The sequence below is a fragment of the Pseudomonas sp. KNUC1026 genome, from assembly GCF_021650705.1.
GTDB lineage: Bacteria > Pseudomonadota > Gammaproteobacteria > Pseudomonadales > Pseudomonadaceae > Aquipseudomonas.
Genome location: NZ_CP087138.1, coordinates 2,999,692 through 3,017,233, shown reverse-complemented (window position 1 = coordinate 3,017,233; position 17,542 = coordinate 2,999,692). Strand labels below are relative to the sequence as shown.

General features: G+C 60.4%; 12 protein-coding genes and 1 pseudogene. 12 read left to right on the top strand and 1 reads right to left on the bottom strand.

The genetic code is table 11. The features are described 5' to 3' along the window. The first annotated feature begins 30 nt into the window (after positions 1-30). The 9 genes from LN139_RS14010 to LN139_RS13970 all read left to right on the top strand — a co-directional run bounded on the left by LN139_RS14010 (position 31) and on the right by LN139_RS13970 (position 13,665). On the top strand, positions 31-831 hold the full coding sequence (locus LN139_RS14010) for a hypothetical protein (RefSeq protein WP_236354413.1): 801 nt from the start codon (positions 31-33) through the stop codon (positions 829-831). Further along, positions 828-3,311: a hypothetical protein gene (locus LN139_RS14005; RefSeq protein WP_236354412.1), complete on the top strand. Its 2,484-nt coding sequence runs from the start codon at positions 828-830 to the stop codon at positions 3,309-3,311. Before LN139_RS14010 ends, LN139_RS14005 begins: the two co-directional genes overlap by 4 nt. Beyond that, positions 3,259-7,224 (top strand): hypothetical protein, encoded by a 3,966-nt coding sequence (locus LN139_RS14000; RefSeq protein WP_236354411.1) that lies wholly within the window; start codon positions 3,259-3,261, stop codon positions 7,222-7,224. The genes LN139_RS14005 and LN139_RS14000 overlap by 53 nt, the downstream gene beginning before the upstream one ends. Continuing rightward, positions 7,143-8,906, top strand: a complete 1,764-nt coding sequence (locus LN139_RS13995; protein ID WP_236354410.1) for a hypothetical protein — start codon at positions 7,143-7,145, stop codon at positions 8,904-8,906. The genes LN139_RS14000 and LN139_RS13995 overlap by 82 nt, the downstream gene beginning before the upstream one ends. Positions 8,907-9,152: 246 nt before the next feature. Continuing rightward, entirely contained in the window at positions 9,153-11,252 is a 2,100-nt protein-coding gene (locus LN139_RS13990) for an autotransporter outer membrane beta-barrel domain-containing protein (protein WP_236354408.1), read from the top strand. Positions 11,253-11,265: 13 nt separating this feature from the next. Continuing rightward, positions 11,266-11,868 (top strand): hypothetical protein, encoded by a 603-nt coding sequence (locus tag LN139_RS13985; RefSeq protein ID WP_236354407.1) that lies wholly within the window; start codon positions 11,266-11,268, stop codon positions 11,866-11,868. 26 nt (positions 11,869-11,894) lie between these two features. Next, the gene (locus LN139_RS13980) at positions 11,895-12,755 is read left to right on the top strand and encodes a hypothetical protein (RefSeq protein WP_236354405.1); all 861 of its coding nucleotides are present in this window, start codon (positions 11,895-11,897) and stop codon (positions 12,753-12,755) included. Positions 12,756-12,891: 136 nt separating this feature from the next. Next, complete coding sequence (locus tag LN139_RS13975; protein WP_236354403.1) at positions 12,892-13,323, top strand: hypothetical protein; 432 nt, start codon at positions 12,892-12,894, stop codon at positions 13,321-13,323. Between the two features lie 78 nt (positions 13,324-13,401). Further along, complete coding sequence (locus tag LN139_RS13970) at positions 13,402-13,665, top strand: hypothetical protein (RefSeq protein ID WP_236354401.1); 264 nt, start codon at positions 13,402-13,404, stop codon at positions 13,663-13,665. Between the two features lie 3 nt (positions 13,666-13,668). Here the strand turns inward: LN139_RS13970 and LN139_RS13965 are convergent, their stop codons facing one another. Next, positions 13,669-14,151, bottom strand: a complete 483-nt coding sequence (locus tag LN139_RS13965; RefSeq protein WP_236354400.1) for an N-acetylmuramoyl-L-alanine amidase — start codon at positions 14,149-14,151, stop codon at positions 13,669-13,671. A 145-nt stretch (positions 14,152-14,296) separates the two neighbouring features. Here LN139_RS13965 and dnaX point away from each other — a divergent pair, with 145 nt between their 5' ends. From dnaX to recR, 3 genes and pseudogenes are all read left to right on the top strand, one after another. Next, positions 14,297-16,372: a DNA polymerase III subunit gamma/tau gene (gene dnaX / locus LN139_RS13960; RefSeq protein ID WP_236354397.1), complete on the top strand. Its 2,076-nt coding sequence runs from the start codon at positions 14,297-14,299 to the stop codon at positions 16,370-16,372. A 27-nt stretch (positions 16,373-16,399) separates the two neighbouring features. Then, positions 16,400-16,725: pseudogene (locus LN139_RS13955) on the top strand (YbaB/EbfC family nucleoid-associated protein). A 93-nt stretch (positions 16,726-16,818) separates the two neighbouring features. Next, a complete protein-coding gene (recR, locus tag LN139_RS13950; protein WP_236354394.1) occupies positions 16,819-17,421 on the top strand; it encodes a recombination mediator RecR in 603 nt (200 codons plus the stop codon). Positions 17,422-17,542 lie beyond the last annotated feature (121 nt).

The window sequence follows — 17,542 nt, the reverse complement described above, 5'->3', positions numbered from 1 at the left end:
TCTTATGACGCCTAATAGGGAGTTCATCTCATGTCTGTTACTTATAAAGAGCATATTGCGCGCCTGAAGAATGAAGATGTCTGCCAGGAATGGGCCATGGTGTGGGTACTTGACCTCCAGGCATTCAATGCGTTGCTGAGAGAAAGCTTTCAACAACGCTCGGTAGCGGCTTCGTATGTTACGGGATACTCATTGGAAATAGCATTGGGCGCCAGCGAAGAGGTTGAATTCACTGACGTGCATTTTTCCGAACCTCAATTGTGGATGGATGCCGAAACGTCGGAAGCCGTTCTCAGTTTTTACATGGTTGGCGGCCGCTATGAGCGTGTGGCTCCTGATAACGGTGTTCGTTATCTGGTTGAGCGCATCGAATTTTCCAGGGCACACCGTTACGCTCTTGAGTTGCGTGTACCCGTCGGCGCGCTGCAACTTTGCGTCGACGATGAGGGAACTATTACCTGGCAATGGCCGGCAGGCTACTCGGCGTATAGCACGTTGGGCAGTACAGACAAAGCGCGGGAAACCCTCGGTAAGGCGATGCTGGAATGGTTGCAGATGCAGTCGTTGGTGCCCGAGCAGCTCATTACCCATCGACTGCCTTCTGCGCAGCCGACGCCCCTGCTTCCTCGCCAAGGCAGGCTTGGGTTGTCGGCGTCGGGGGATAATGACGGCCGCTATAGCGTCAATGTTTATCTGACATCGGCGTTATTACCTAACCCTGGCACGATGCAGATGTCGCCCCCTATCTGCTGCCCGGTACTCCAGATGGGGCCGGGCAGTATAAAACGGCGCTGTATATCTCAGCTGTCGCGAAGCCGTTGCTTGCAGTGAGTGCACCCTCATCCACAAGGATTTACGAGCCGCGCTGGTTCGATCCGCTGTTCGGGTTGTTCGCAGGAGAGCCAAGCGTCGATATCGACCACTGCCTCGAGCTGGAGGTGTCGATCAATGGGGTGGTGTTTGGCCAGCCCCGCGAGGCGAAGGTCGTTGAGCCGATTGCACTCAAGCCTTTGATTTCCCCTCTGTGGGCGCTGCGCCGGCTGGGTTACGACAGCCCCAAAGATGCGTCACCGGCATTGGCCGTGTTGGCCACGCGCTCTGTTTCGTTGCAAGCCTATGGGCTACAGAAGGGCGTGACCTGGCGTATAGCCGATGGCGCACCAGGAACGATCAAGGGTGACGGCAATAACGCCGTGTATGCGATACCCGACGATCTGGCGGCTGTGACGCGTCAAGTGCAAATCACTGCCACCGATGAATACGGCAGCACTGCCAGCGCCTGGGTGGTGCTGGTACCGGCGAACAATACGCTTGGCTTTACTCCTTCTTTGGCTCGACTGGACGGGCAAGGCAGGGTGTTGCTCGAGGGCTACCGCGAGATATCCAGCGCTGAGGTGTTGGGTGGTGTCGGCAACCTGAGCGAGGTCGATGAATTTACGCTGAGGTACCAGGCGCCCGACGACCGCTCGGCAACCCAGGCGGTGGTGGCGGGGAGCGGATTCAAAAGCTCAGGCTTCAGCGTGATCGATCTGGCTCGGCCGCAAGAACGTGCATCTACCTGGAAAGGCATCGCCACTTTCACACTCAAGTGCAACCAGCATTCGGGTGACCCCTCCGTTGACCAACTCTATGCCAATGGCCGGCAGCAGGTTGAAGTGACCGTCACTGTGTCGACCCAGTCAGTTAACGAGAATGGCCAGACGGTGTACTACCCGCTCAGCGATCGTGAAATGGCGTCTTTGAGGCTGGTGATCGAGAACGGTGCGGAGATTCCCATGCTCGCCCCCGGCGAGTCGGAGATGGAGGAGCGCGATACGCGCGAGTTGGCGACCACTTCGGTTCGCAATGGTTACGCGTATTTCAAGGGCAATGCAGGGCACGGGGTTGCTCAAAGCGAGCTGGCGGCCGACGGAAGCCGGTCGTTGAAGTTCTACCTGATGGTCAAGCCTGGCCGCGATGGCAGTGTGACGACCACCCGCATTCTTGGCCGATTCAAAAGTGATACCAACATTACCTACACCTCCAACCCGACAGCGGAAGGGCTGGTGTCCATTACTGGCATAGCGCCCCCGGCCATGGTCAAGGACTCGTACCAGCTCGTACGCCAACGCCCGCCCGGGATGGCGGAACCTGCAGGTTGTGAAATATTCGATGGCAATCGAGAAGACCCGTTCAGCCACTGCTTGAAGTCGCTTGATTATTGGGTGCTGTCTTACCAGCCGGTATCCAGCGTCAGTGAAGTTCGCTTCAAGGAATTTTATTTCGAGGCACAAAACGATGGGGCCGCTACCGAATTGCAACGCTGCGCTCGAGAATCACTGGTGCGCTGGCAAAGTGAGGCAATGGAGGAAATATTTTTCAGTTATACCGGTTACGTCTTCTGGCCAGACGGCGCCAATGAAACCCCTGAAAGCCTGAAGATAAAGTATGACCCCTGGCTGGCCTGGTTGGCACGTACGCGAAACTTTGAGCTTCCCGAAAAGCTGACAGGCAGCGATGGCTACAGTGCGGGCCATTTATTGATCGCACTGCACCGTACCTGGCCTTTCAAATTCTGGTTCGATGACGAAGAAGAAGATGTGGAGGCGCCCGAGCAGTTCAAGAAATTCACGGCCCGATTCGGCCTCGTCAACAAACCGGAAGGGGGGGGCTGGACGTCCACACCTTATCCGTTGAAGGCCGTGCTGACCGATGTTCAGGGCAACCGGCACCGTTTGAACATTTCCTGGAAGTCTGGCAGCCGTAACGAACTCGAGGTTGATCCCATGTCAATCAATGATCTGCATCGCGAAGATGATACGCGCATACATTCGAACGCCTTCAACTTTTCGAGCTTCCTGCAAGGCGGAGTAGACCCACGCACCGGGCTGTACACCTGTTCTCTGGCGTTACCCGACCTTAAAGCCAATGCCTTGCGCGGCCCAGTGCTGCCCATGCGTTTGTCTTATTCCCCGATGAGCAATATGAATGCCGGGTTCGGTGCAGGCTGGGATCTGAACTTGACATGTTTCGAGCCCGACGGAAACCACATGCTGAACTTGCATACGGGTGAGCGATTCAAGGTGACAGGTTCTGGCGCAACACCTGAAATCCTCGAGCGCAAGTTGCTCAATTTCAAGTTTCACCAGGACAGCGATACTGAGTGGCGGGTGATACACCTGAACGGCCTGGTCGAGTACCTCGAGTCGATGGGCGACGGCGCCAACCGAATGGCATTGCCCGTGCGGCAGGAAGCACCCTCCGGGCACGCGTGTGAATTTGCACTACACCTCCTTTCGCGGGCGGCCGGTATTGCAGTCACTGACCGATGAGGACGATCAGCAATTGCTGATCATCGAGCGCACGACGTCGACCGTGACATTGCGGTTTTTCCCTCAAGGCGAGGCGGAGGTGGCCGAGTTCATCATGCAGCTTGACGGTAACGAGCAGGTGAGCGACCTGATCTTGCCGGTTCCCGAGCAGGCCCGCTGGTCGTTCGAGTACGGGCAGCGCAACGGCTATCGATTCATTACCCAAGCTACTACCCCAACCGGCGCCGTCGAGCACCTGCGCTATGACGATGGTGGGCATGCCTTTCCGATCCAGGCGGGGCGAGCCAACTTGCCGCGGGTGACCCAGCACACTGTCGAGCCCGGGCAGGGCCAGCCAGCCATGGTGACTCGATACGACTATCAGGTCGAAATCGGTGGCCGGCAAGTCGACCACAACTTTCTCGGGGGCGGCCAGGACGGCATGAGCTGGGTCGATGATGGCCTGGATAACGTGTTCAGGGCCGACAGGACCTACCAATACGGCTCGGAGCAGCACCTGATGGACGGCGAAAAAGCCGTGCGTGTCATCCGGCAGGTATTCAATGCCTTCCACCTGATGGAGTTGCAACTTACCGAACAGAACGGCCATATGTACCGTGAGGAGAAGGTCTACAACATTGACCTGGACAAACCCTTCGCTGACCAGCCGGGCAATTGCCAGCAGGTCAAGGATTCCGTGAACCACTGGCGCAGCCCGGCAGGCACGCGCCTGGAGAGGGTGACGACCGATTTCGACGACTGGGGCAACCTGCTGGCGCAGACCGATGCCGCCGGGGTGAAAACCGAGCATACCTATTACCCGGCCGAGGGCGAGGCAGGCCGTTGCCCGAAAGACCCCCATGGCTTTGTGCGCACGCTCAGAAGCACCACGGTCATACCTGCGCAGGGCGTCCTGATCGAGGGTGAGGCACCGGTACGGGTCCAGCACTTTTTCCATGAGTTGTTCCCGGTGTTGCCATCGAGCAACCAGCCTGGCTGGTTGGCGCAGGTACGTGAGGAGCGCGCGTTGCTGGGCCACGAAGCCACGCCGTACCAGGTGGTTGCGCAAAGCTGGTATGCCGACCCGCAGGCCGACGGAGCCGATGCCTTCGCCCGGCTCAAGGCACAAAGCACCACCACTTACGACCTGACAACCAGCACTGGCATCAGCTACACCGTACCGCGTGAGTTCCCCGATGAACCGCCCACCGTGACGGTGGCCTTCAGCTATCGGCTGGAAGACAGCGCCTGGCTGCCCAGGAGCGTGCTGAAGACAACCTCGCTGACCACCGGTTTCGGGGATGAACAACGCGGCATCGAGCGAGCGCAGCGTGAAGTCAATCAGGAACATTCAGTGCTGACCGGGCAAGTGCTGCTGGAGCGTGACGACAACGATGTGGAAGTTCGTTATCGCTATGACGCACTGCAGCGGCTGGTAGAACAGGTGCTGGCGCCCGAGACCGAGGATCAGACTTCGCAGCTCTATACCTACGGGCTGGCCACCGCCGGTGAGCCGGCCTGGCAGGTACAGGAGGATGCCCAGGGCGTACAACTGACCACCTGTGTCGATGGGCTCGCGCGTGCCGTTCAGCAATGGCGCGCAGAGCCCGGAGCCGCCTTCCGGGCCGAGCCCGGCAAGCTGCCAGCCGAGCGAGGGGCCCAGGTGTACGAAGCGCATTACGATGTGCTGGGCCAGAAAGCCCGCGAAACCCTGTTCGATGACTGCAAAACCGCGAAGGAGCCGGGCCAGTGGGAAGCGTTGGCACTGACTGCGCATTTCGAGTACGACGACTGGGGTGCCGAGCGGGTACAGGTCACTCCGGACGGCGTGCGCAACGTGAACGAGAGCGACCCGATTGGCGACACGCACCTGCCTTGCACGCGTAGTTGGCAGGAGGTGGTTGCCGATAAGCCTGCCACTGCCGTCATCACGACGGTGAACAACCTGTTTGGCCAGCCGGTGAGTGTGGTGCGCAAGGGTGACGACGGTGTGGATGACAAGACCACGTACGGCTACGACGGGCTTGGCCGCAAGACACGAGAAACCAAGCCCTGGGGGCATTTGAGCAACCGTACGACGCTGTTCGAGTTCGATGTGTTCGACCGTGACAGCGCCCGGACACTGGCGGGCGTTGCTCGGGTAGAGCGCCAGTATGCGTTTCATTCCGGGGAGGACCTGCCTGAAACCATCGACCTGGATGGCGTAAGGCTGGGTACCCAGACCTTCGATGGGCTCGACCGGATGGTTGCCAGCGAAACCGGCGGCCGCAAGCGCACCATGACCTACGAGAACAGCCTGACCCGGCCAAGCTCGGTGGTGACGCCCAAGTTGCACACCATCGAGTATGAATATCAGCCTCGGCTTCAGGACGAGCCGATCCGCCGCCGCACTGGCAGCGATGCCGAAGAACAGTACGACTACGATCCCAAGACTGCCTTGTTGATGGCATGTCATCAGGAAGCGGTCGAGGTCATGAGCCGTACCTACTTCACCAACGGCCAGCTCAAGACCGAGAAGCGCTCGCTGGATGGGGCCGACTATCAGATGGAGTACCACTACAGCGTCGGCAAACGCTTGCTGCAGTACACCGACGTGGTACAGAGCACCCAGCAGTATCTGTACGACAGCGCCGGGCGGCTGACCAGCAGCGTGATCGGCAAGCTCACCCGCCCACCTTTGGGGCAATCCGCCAGCCAGTGGCTGGCCGATACCTCCGTCGGGCAAGTGCTGGATATGCTGCCGGAGCTGCTCGAGGGCAAGCGGCCACGGAGCTTGCGAGAAACCTTGACCCCTGAACTCACCTGCACCCTCACTTACGACAGCCTCGGCAGGCCATTGAAGGTGCACACCGTGGACCATCAGCAAGCGAATGAGCCTTACCTGAGCACGGAGCTGGCCTATGACAGCCTGGGGCGTGAGGTCGAAAGGCGCTTCGATATCGACGGGGTGCCCAGCGTATTGAGCCAGCAATACGATGACGCTGACTGCATTACCCAGCGCCGGCTGACCGAAAAGGGTGAGCTGCTGCGCGAGGAGCTGTACGAATACGACAGCTTCGGGCACCTGAGTTTCTATGAGTGTACCGGGCCGGAATGCCCGATCGACCCCTACGGCAAAACGATCAGCTCCCAACTGTTCGAGGTCGATGCGCTGGATAACCACACCTACGTCACCACGGCTTGGACATTGGAGGCCACGGAGCAGCTGCGGGACTTTCACCGGCAGTTGCGCGACGCGCAGGTGACGGTCGAGCAACTGCGTACTCGCGTGACCGCAGAGGGCTATAACCTGGCCACTTATCATTACGACAACGAACTGGACCCCGCGCAGCTGAGCCGTATCGAGAACGACAATGTGGAGGCTGGCTACCCTGCGCTTATTCAATTGCGCTACGACGCCGACGGCAACCTGATCAGTGATGACGCGGGGCGCTCACTGGAGTACGACCATCTCGGGCGCCTGGTGAGTGTGAGTGCGCTGGCCGATGAGACGCCTAGCATTTATCACTACGACCCCACCGACATCATCAGTGGCCGCAGCGGCGGCGTGGAGCCTGAGCATCGGTTCTACCGCGATGGGCAACTGGCTACGCTGGTCGAGGGCGACAAACATGTCGCCATTGTGAGAGCAGGGGATCACCTGATCGCCGAGCGTGACAATCAAAGCGAGTACGGCAATGGGCCTGTTCGGAAATGGCCTCATGCAGCGGTGAAAGCCAATCTCCCGCCACCCACCATCCCGGCCGAAGCCTATGCAGACACGGACGGCACGCTGCTCACCCGTGCATGGCAGGATGGGCTGAGGGTGAGCCACGTCGGGTGGAGCGCGTCGTATCCTCCAGGCGAAAGGATATGGTCACCATCCAGATCCACTATGACGACGGTACAGGCGGCGATGAGAAGTGGGTCGTTGTGGGCGGGCCCTATCCTGTAGACGAAAACACCGCAGTGCCGAACTTCGACTTGCCGGCTGGCTGGATGAAACATGAGGGCAAGATAGCGCTGCGCTTGCATGTAGAACAGTTTACGGGTGATGAGTTTTTCAGTGATGCTCTGAACTTCATCACTGATATCACACCTCCTTTCGGAAGAAAGTTACCGCCGGCGCCGATCCTGTCGCCCGAGCTGGTGACGCAAGAGTACCTGGATGATGGCAACAAGATTCAGGTCAAGATAGCGCCTTACCCTGATTTTCAGCCGGGCGACAAGGTGCAGGTGTTCTGGGCGTTTCTGACCAGCGGAAATATCTCGTATGGGCCTATTACGGATCCATTGGAGATGACTGCCACAGAGTTCTCCGTTGATCTTCCTACGGAGGCTGCGACTGAGCGTGGGTCCGGCACTTATCTTGCCGCCGCTTATTTTGCCGACAAGGCCGGGAACATCAGTTTGATGTCGGATGTAGACTCCCTTGGCGTTGTATTGGGAGCCATGGCAACGGGAATGGCGCCTCCTTCGGTTCCGCTGGCCCAGGCCGCTCAAGATGATTTCTTGAGCCTGGAAGATGCCTACCATGGCGTTGAAGTGCACATCCCGGCCTTTCTCAATGTGCAGCAGGGTGACGCAATCCGCCTGTACTGGGGGACCCAGCCGGGCTACGACTTCATTCCATCAAGGTGGCCCTTCCCGGATGCCCCGCTGGCAGTGGCCGTGCCGAACACATTGCTGGCCAGTGACTATGGCAACCATACGGGCAAACTGGACACGGATGTCGCTTACGAAGTCACTCGGGGTGGCTTCGTGATGGGAACGCGCCAGAGCACCATGATTCAGGTCGACTTCAGCATCAAAGGGCCGGTAGACCCCGACCCCGACTGGCCAGACCCGGTCAATGAGGCACTCACTCCGGCAGATATACGCTCTACCAGCGGCAAGCCGAACAGGATCGAAAAAGCGGACCGTGGCCAGCCGGCGCAGTTGAAGGTCACGCTGCACAAAGATATTGAAGTGGGGCAGCCGCTCAAGTTTTACCTCGGAGAATTCTTGCTGGTCGAGCATCCGGTCAAGGCGGGCGAGCCAGGCACGGAAATCAGCGTGCAAGTGCCGTGGTTGAAGATAGAGGCATGCGGCAATGGCATCTTCGACTTGTACTATCACCTGATCACGACAACATCCGGAAACTACTGGAAAAGCCCTTCGGTAAAGGCGGTGGTCGCGGCAAACGTCATTGCGCCGCTGGTGATGAAAACGCCCGCCGGCGGCGACATGGGGAAATGGTTGGCATGCAGCAGCCTGGTTAAAAGTGCAGGGGAAGACGGGATACCAGCTGGTAAATGGTATGTGAAGATACAGACACCGGATCTATCGCGCTACTTAGCCAAAGGCGATGAAGTGGAGCTGCACTGGGAACCGTTTATCGGTTACACCGATAAGCCAGCCCATGCTCCCTTTATTGCAACGGTTACATTTGACGATAAACACCCCGTCACAGGATTTATCTGGAAATTGCCCTACGATCCGCACGTCCTCAGTATTTATACCGCTGGCTTTGCTGAAGGAACCAACTACGGCGTGGGTAAGTTTTACGCCGAGTTCAGTGCCTGGGGGAACAATGGGAGACTGATCTGGCAGAGCAAAGTGTGGCGGCGTACCAGGGCGATCAGCCCTGTGACTTGAGTTGAGGTGTTTGCCTGAGCCTTGTATTTTCAGATTGATCTTATAGCTTGACGCAATTTGTCACACTGAGGATTGCAGCCAGTGCTGTTGGCCGCCATCCTAGTGTTATTGCAAATATTGCGAGGGGTTATGAATACTGAAAAATGTCATTTTAAAATTTCAAAAAGAATATCCGAGAAAAAGTATTTTCAGCTTTCATCCCTGGCACTCGCTGCGGCGCTACCTGCTTTAAGCCAGGCCGAAGATGTGACCGGGCCGCGTGTGATCAATGGTTCGACTCCCATCACGTTCTACAACGTCTACAGTGCCGGCTCGTTGACCGGTGCAGACGCAAAAACTCAGTCGATCGACGTAGGGACGGGCGGCACTGTTTCGTTGAGCCGTAGCGTTATTACCCGAAGTGCCAGCGATACCAATAACGCCACAAGCGCGCTTAGCGTGACAGGCGAGGCGTCGATCAGTGACAGTTTGATCGATAACCAGGATGCCGCTGCCAGAAGCGCGGTGGAGGTTATGCATAACGTCAGTACTGACGCGTACGGGAAGGTTGACCTGGCCAATACCACCGTCAATAGCGTCACTGACGGGGTGCGTGCTGCCACGGGCACCAAGGTCACTATCCAGGGAGGCTCCATCAATGCAAGCAAGGTGGGCCTGCTGTCGTTCGGCACCACCCTGAACGCTGTGCAAACCCGTATCACCGGCGCCATTGGCGTGCAGGCCTACGACGTTACCTCTCCGGTACCCAGCACGCTGAACTTCATCGGCAGTTCGATCACAGGGACGGCCGGGCCCGCCATGCAGATCGGGCTCAGCGCCAGTTTTCCAGGCCGAGCCGACATCCTTCTGCGAGATGGCACTACTTTGACCGGCAGTAACGGTATTGCGATTCAGGTCAATGAAAACAGCAAAGCGAATGTAACGGTCGATAACAGCCAGATCGTCGGTGACTACGTGGCCGGTGCCAACAGCCAGGCCACTTTGGTGGTACAGAACGGCGGTACCTGGACCGGCCGGCTGACCAACCTGAAAAGCCTGGGCCTGAACGGCAATGGCCAGTGGAACATGGTCGAGGACGGCAACCTCGACAGCCTGAGCATGAATGGAGGTGCTGTCCGGCTGGGGCAGGGCAGTGACTTCTATACGTTGCAGGTGGGTAACCTGTCAGGCAGTGGCACCTTCGATATGCATGCTGACTTTGCCACCGACACCAGCGACCTGCTGCGCCTCACGGGCACCTCCACTGGCAGCCACACGCTGCAAGTCGCTGCCAGCGGCCAGAATGCAGTCACCGGCAACGACCTGCGCCTGGTCGAAACGGCCGACGGCGGCGGGCGCTTTTCGTTGGCCAACGGGCGGGTAGACGTCGGCGCATTCCAGTACACGCTGGTGCAGGACGGCAACGACTGGTACCTGCGCCAGACCACCGCCGTCACGCCTGGCGCGGCCTCGGCGCTTGCGCTGTTCAATGCCACGCCGACGGTATGGTACGGCGAGCTCACCAGCCTGCGCAGCCGCATGGGTGAATTGCGCCTGAACAGCGAAGCCAGTGGAGGTTGGTTTCGCAGTTACGGCAGCAAATACAACGTCGCCACTGGCAGTGGCATGGGCTATGCGCAGCGCCAGCAAGGCTTGTCGCTGGGGGCCGATGGCAAAGCGCCCTGGGGTGACGGCCAATGGTTGGTCGGCCTGCTCGCCGGTTACAGCCGTTCCGATCTCGATGTGAGCCTGGGCACTACGGGGCGGGTCGACAGCGCTTATGTGGGCGCCTACACAACCTGGCTGGACGAGGAGACGGGCTATTACTTCGACGGCGTGGTCAAGGCCAACCAGTTCCGCAACAAGGCCGACGTCACGCTCAGCGACAACACCCAGGCCAAAGGTAATTACGACACTGTCGGCCTTGGCGCCAGTGCGGAGTTCGGCCGCCATCTGGCGTTGGCTGGCGGCTATTTTATCGAGCCTTACACGCAGCTTGCGGCGTTGGCAGTGCGAGGGCGTGACTTCGAGCTGGATAACGGCATGACCGCCAGCAGCCAGCGCACCCGTTCGCTGCTGGGCAAGGTCGGCACGACGGCGGGGCGCACGTTCGAGCTGGGTCACGGGCAGCGTGTGCAGCCTTATGTCCGTGTGGCGCTGGCTCACGAATTCGCGCGCAACAATTCTGCTTCGGTCAACCAGAGCCGTTTCGATAACGACCTGGCAGGCTCGCGCGGGGAAATAGGCGCGGGCGTAGCGGTGAGCATGGCCGAGCGCTGGCAACTGCACGCCGATTTCGATTACAGCCATGGTGACCGCATCGAGCAGCCGTGGGGCGCTAACTTCGGCGCACGTTACAACTGGTAATCAGGAGAAAGCCATGACGCGGCAGCACCGTAACGACTTTGACATTGACGAAGTACCCACGGTAGATGCTGCGCTTGAGCCAATCGAGGGAGACCAGCGCTGCTTGATGCCGGTGGCTGCACTTCAGGCGCCGGTCAAGGTGAGTTTCAAGCGCTGGTGGAGTACCCCGGGGCCTCCTGGCGACAGCGACCAGATCTGGCTGTATCGCCAGAGCAACATTGAAGTGGGGCACAAGACGTTTGCCAACCCTGTGGATGTTGCCGACGCGTTCATGATGGTTGATATGGGCACCTGGCCCGACGGAGATCAGCAGTTGTACTACCGGCTGGAGCAGTACAACGGCGATACCGGCAGATCACGGATGCTGCCGTTATGGATAGATCGAAAGGCACCCTTGGACGGCAATGCTCTGGTGTTACCGCCTGAGCTGGGCTCACCAGCAACACTGACGGCGCGTTATCTCGAAGCGAATGACGACCGACTGCCGGCGGCAGTGCGGGGGGTTACGGGATTGCTGCCGGGGGACACGCTGTACACTTATCTTTCAGCCCAGCTTATGCGCCACGCCAGCGGCGCTTTGCCCCCGCTGAGGATCTCGTCGCCAAGCGTGTGTTGAGTGCTGATGATTTCAATGGCACCAATGTGACCGAACTCGTCAGCGGGGAGGCCATCCGCGCACGAGGCGACGGCCAGCGCTACCTCTATTATCACGTGACCGACCGCGCCGGGAATGTCGGCGCGCTCTCTCGGCCGGCGGCATTGATGGTGCAGGCAACACCAATACCTCGAGATCTTCCTCCGCCGTCCGTGCCGGCTGCCAGTGGAACCTCACCGCGCCAGACACTGAACCCTGCGCAGGCGGTTTCAGGGGTTGAGGTCCAGGTGCCCGCGAAAGCTGTGATCTACGATGATGAGTCCATCGAGTTGCTCTGGGGGGATTCCGGTGAGGCTGGCGGCTGGATATCGCCAGCCTTGCCGGCCAGCACTAAACCCTGGGCTTTCGAGGTGCCCAGCACATCGATAGGTGCGCATCAGGGCAAGACCCTGGCGGTCAGTTACCGGGTCTTGCCTGGCGGTGAAACACCGTCCGTGCCGCTTTCGTTGGCGGTCAGCAGGTTGAGTGGCGGGCTGCCCGCCCCGGAGATAGCGCAGGCGCAGGGCCGCGCTTCGTTGTCATTGCGCAACGTGCCTGCCAGCGGCGCTACCTTGCTGCTTTCGCGCTGGCCGCTGATCGGCACCGACCAGCGTGTGCGCCTGGCCATTTACGGTGCTTTCCAGAGCGGCGGCCAGGCACAGGAACATGTGGTGGTCGACTGGCATGCCGTAACCGAGGCCGAGGTGTTCAATGGATTGCGTCAGACAATCCCCAAACCGGTGCTTCAGCAGTTTGCGCTAAATGGTTTCATCAAGTTGAGAGCCTATGTGAGTTGGGACCGAGGCCAAAGCTGGCCGGCACAGGGCTCGCCCAACTTCCCAGTCTTTGAACTCCAACTTCTGGCGTGATCGTCATCGCGGCGGAAATTCGGCGGTAGCCGTTATGACGCGCCTCTCGAGAGGGATCCACTCGCCCGTGTGACGCCATGAAAATGACGAAAAACGAACTGGAACGGCCGCTTGTCAGAGGCTGAAAGGTGGCCAATTGATTCCGCACTTTTTTGTCATAGATTGGTCTTTGAGTTGGGCAAGCTTAAGGACAGCGATCATGCGGAAATCAACCAAGGTGAATAAAATCGGAGTGGGCTTGTTCAGCCTGTGGTGCATGGCTGCCAATGCGCAGCAGACCACCCTGTCGCAGGCGTCCCCGCTGACGGGCGTGATGAATGAAAGCGTTGCTGCACGTTGCGCCTGGGGCAAAGGCATCGCCGGGCTCGCTCAGGAAAAGATGCTGGCAGGCATTTCACGCAGGGAATTTCTGGTTTCACTGGATCAGCTGCATTACAGCCGTGCCTGGATGCCGCGCATGACTCAAGCCATTGCCGACAACATTTACCGCAGCAGTTCGACGTCATCCTCCTCGATCGTGCAAGAGCGTTACCTGAACGATTGCCAGCAGTACTATCTGGCCAAGTGAAGCTGGCATTTACGCCGGGACTGCTTCATATTTCAGGCTTTTACCGCAGAAGCCTGAAACCGTTCTGGAGTAACGCACGTGGAGCACGCCCCCAGCCCTTCGCCGGATACCGTCTACATCGTTCGAATCGACGGCACCCGCTTCGGGCCGTTCAGCACCCAATTGGCGCCGAACAAAGCCCTGATATGGGTCTTGACCCTCAACGCAGGTGCCGGCGACCGGCTTGAACACCACACATCAGGTGGTGAGATAGAGCACTACGACATCACCAACACCCATTTCCAGCCTGAGATGGCGGGCATCCAGGCGCACTACACCGTGCGCCTGCGCAAGGCCGATTGAGGCTCAGCCGGGCGAGTTGAGTGCAAGCCAGGCGTCGATGTCGAAGGACGGGCACGCCTTGAACCATTCGTTGGGTGTGATCCGCCCGTCGCCGTTGCGGTCGGGTGACAGGTTGCGGTGGCCGACGATACGCGTGCCGGGGTAGCGCTTTTGCAACAGGCCGAGCAAGTGCTGGAGGGTCTCCAGTTGCGCGTTGGTGAAGTTGTTCTGTGCCTGGCTTTGTGTGTCAACCCCACCTATCAGGCAGATGCCGATCGAATCCGAGTTGTGGCCGGCCACGTGGGCGCCGATGCTGGCTTCATCTCGGCCGGTTTCGAGCGTGCCGTTGCGGCGAATGACATAGTGGTAGCCGATGGTCGACCAGCCACGTGCGCGGTGCCAGCGGGTGATCTCCTGCACGCCGATGTCCTGGCCCGAATGCGTGGCAGAACAATGCACCACCAGCAGGCGGGTGTGTTTGCGGCGGGTGAGGGTGACAGTTGCCATGTGCATCTCCTGGAGCGATGTGCGAAGGCGGCGTATTCCACGCCAGCGCGGCACGCCAGGGCACTGGGAAGCATTCCCCGCAGGATGCTTTTAACCCCTCGCTGCGCTAGGATGTGCGGTCTTCGTTTTCGGTGTGGCAGGTTCGATGAGTTATCAGGTTCTCGCACGCAAATGGCGCCCGCGCTCCTTCCGTGAGATGGTCGGCCAGGCGCACGTGCTCAAGGCATTGGTCAATGCGCTGGACAACCAGCGCCTGCACCATGCCTACCTGTTCACCGGCACTCGCGGCGTGGGCAAGACCACCATCGCGCGCATCATCGCCAAGTGCCTGAACTGCGAAACCGGCATCACCTCAACCCCCTGTGGCCAGTGCTCGGTGTGCCGTGAAATCGACGAAGGCCGCTTCGTCGACCTGATCGAGATCGATGCCGCCAGCCGCACCAAGGTAGAGGACACCCGCGAGCTGCTCGATAATGTGCAGTACGCTCCCAGCCGCGGGCGGTTCAAGGTGTATCTGATCGACGAAGTGCACATGCTTTCCACGCACTCGTTCAACGCCCTGCTCAAGACGCTCGAAGAGCCGCCGCCCTACGTCAAGTTCATCCTCGCCACCACCGACCCGCAAAAACTTCCAGCAACTATCCTGTCGCGTTGCCTGCAATTCTCGCTGAAGAACATGCCGCCCGAGCGCGTCGTCGAACACCTGCAGCATGTGCTGACCGAGGAGCAAGTACCTTTCGAGGCCGACGCCTTGTGGTTGCTGGGCCGTGCTGCCGAAGGCTCGATGCGCGATGCGATGAGCCTGACCGATCAGGCGATCGCGTTCGGCGAGGGCAAAGTGCTTGCCGCCGACGTGCGAGCGATGCTCGGCACGCTCGACCATGGCCAGGTTTTCGATGTGTTGCAGGCGTTGCTGGAAGGCGATGCCCGCGCGCTGCTGCAGGCCATTGCGCACCTCGCCGAGCAAGGCCCGGACTGGGCGGGTGTGCTTGCAGAAATACTCAACGTGTTGCATCGGGTGGCGGTCGCCCAGGCGCTGCCGGAGGCTGTGGACAACGGCCACGGCGACCGTGAGCGGGTCCTGGAACTGGCAGCCGCACTGCCAGCGGAGGACGTGCAGTTCTACTACCAGATGGGCCTGGTGGGGCGGCGAGACCTGCCCCTTGCGCCCGAGCCACGCAGCGGTTTCGAGATGGTGCTGCTGCGCATGCTGGCCTTCCGCCCAGCCGGAACGGCCGACGCGCCGCCGCCTCGAATGCTAAAGGCAGTGGGGGCCAGCCCGGCCACGGCTGAGCCCCCGGCGAAGGTGGCGAATGTGGCAGTGCCTGCACCTGCGGAGGCGGTTCCGGTCTCGGTTCCGGTTCCGGTTCCGGTTCCGGTTCCGGTTCCGGTCCCGGCGCAGATGCCGGCCAGCGAGCCAGAACCTGCGCCCGCGCCTGCGATAGCCGAACACGATCTGCCGTGGAACGACCCGCCTGCTGCAGTCGCCATCGAGCTGCCTGAGCCGGGCGAATCGCCGTTGCTGGAGGTACATGCCGAGCCTCCCGAGCTGCCTGCCATGCCGGCGCCGGTCCCGGCCAGTGTGGTACCGCCTGCGCCCGAGCAGCCGGCCGAGGCCGGCGATGACGAACAGGACGTTGATTACAGCCCGGCAGGCATGCGCCACGACGATGCTCCGCCGCCGGACGATGATTACTATGACGGCGCGTTCGATGCCGAGCCTGTCAGCTACGGCTACCTGGACGAGCTGGCCAGCCACGCTGCAGAACCTGCACCTGTCGCCGAGCCTGAGCTGGCGGCCGTAGCGCCGGCCACCGGGCTTGCCCTGCAATGGCTGGAGCTGTTCCCGCAGCTTCCGGTCTCCGGGCTTACTGGCAGCATCGCCGCCAACTGCAGCCTGGTCGCCATGAACGGCGATCATTGGGAGTTGCATCTCGACCCGGCCCAGGGCGCGCTGTTCAACGCTACCCAGCAGCGCCGTCTGAACGAGGCGCTGAACCAGCACCTGGGCCGCGCGATCACAATCGATATCACGTTGCAGCGCCCGGAGCAGGAAACGCCTGCCCAGGCAGCTGCGCGCCGGCGTCACGAGCGCCAGCACGACGCCGAGCGTTCGATCCACGAAGACCCGTTGATCCAGCAGATGATCCAGAAGTTCGGTGCCAGTGTGCGCGCCGATACCATTGAACCTGTCGATGCCGCGCCCACTCCGGCGCAGTGATCGGCCCAACGACCCGAGGTGATTCCCATGATGAAAGGTGGCATGGCCGGCCTGATGAAGCAGGCTCAGCAAATGCAGGAAAAAATGGCCAAGGCGCAGGAAGAACTGGCCAACGCCGAAGTGACCGGCCAATCCGGCGCGGGCTTGGTCAGCGTTGTGATGACTGGCCGTCATGACGTCAAGCGCGTCAGCCTGGACGACAGCCTGATGCAGGAAGACAAGGACGTGCTCGAAGACCTGATCGCCGCTGCCGTGAATGATGCGGTGCGCAAGATCGAGCAGCACAGCCAGGAAAAATGGGCGGCATGACCGCTGGCATGCAGTTGCCACCCGGGTTCAAGATGCCCTTCTGAGGCAGCTCCTGGCGCAAAGCTTCAAGCTGCAAGCTGTTCGGTTGTGACTTGCAGCTCGAGGCTTGCAGCTTTCAACCCCAAGCAGGTTTTTCGATGAGCTTCAGCCCTCTGATTCGCCAATTGATCGACGCTCTGCGGGTATTGCCGGGCGTTGGGCAGAAGTCTGCCCAGCGCATGGCCATGCATTTGCTTGAGCGGGATCGCTCCGGTGGCGCTCGCCTGGCCCAGGCCCTGGCCGCCGCCATGGACGGTGTCGGGCACTGCCAGCGTTGCCGCACGTTGACCGAGGAAACGCTCTGCCCCCAGTGCGCAGACACCCGCCGCGACGACACCCTGCTGTGTGTGGTGCAGGGGCCTATGGACGTGTTCGCCGTGGACCAGACCGGCTACCGCGGCCGTTATTTCGTGCTCAAGGGGCACCTGTCACCGCTCGATGGCCTGGGGCCGGAGGCGATCGGTATTCCGCAACTGATGGCCAGGGTCGAGGAGCAGGGCACTTTCGAAGAGGTGATTCTGGCGACCAACCCTACTGTCGAGGGTGAGGCCACGGCGCACTACATTGCCCAGTTGCTGATTCAGAAAGGCCTCACCGTTTCGCGCATCGCCCATGGCGTGCCTTTGGGTGGCGAGCTCGAGCTCGTTGACGGCGGCACGCTGGCGCATTCGTTCGCCGGCCGCAAACCCATGGCGCTCTGACGCGCCCATCCCCTTCGGCCAGCCGCCAGCCTGCCCGGTTTTCGAGGCCTGCAGGGCGCCTGAGCCTCCCAGAAGCCGCACACTCCACGAAGCATCGCTTGCCATGGGAAGCCATGGGGGC

Coding starts and splice junctions, on each gene's coding strand:
- LN139_RS13965 (WP_236354400.1), bottom strand. CDS start 14,151: ATGGCAACTGTCACCCTCACCCGCCGCAAACACACCCGCCTGCTGGTG.
- recR (WP_236354394.1), top strand. CDS start 16,819: ATGAGCTTCAGCCCTCTGATTCGCCAATTGATCGACGCTCTGCGGGTA.
- LN139_RS13995 (WP_236354410.1), top strand. CDS start 7,143: ATGGTCACCATCCAGATCCACTATGACGACGGTACAGGCGGCGATGAG.
- dnaX (WP_236354397.1), top strand. CDS start 14,297: ATGAGTTATCAGGTTCTCGCACGCAAATGGCGCCCGCGCTCCTTCCGT.
- LN139_RS13985 (WP_236354407.1), top strand. CDS start 11,266: ATGACGCGGCAGCACCGTAACGACTTTGACATTGACGAAGTACCCACG.
- LN139_RS14010 (WP_236354413.1), top strand. CDS start 31: ATGTCTGTTACTTATAAAGAGCATATTGCGCGCCTGAAGAATGAAGAT.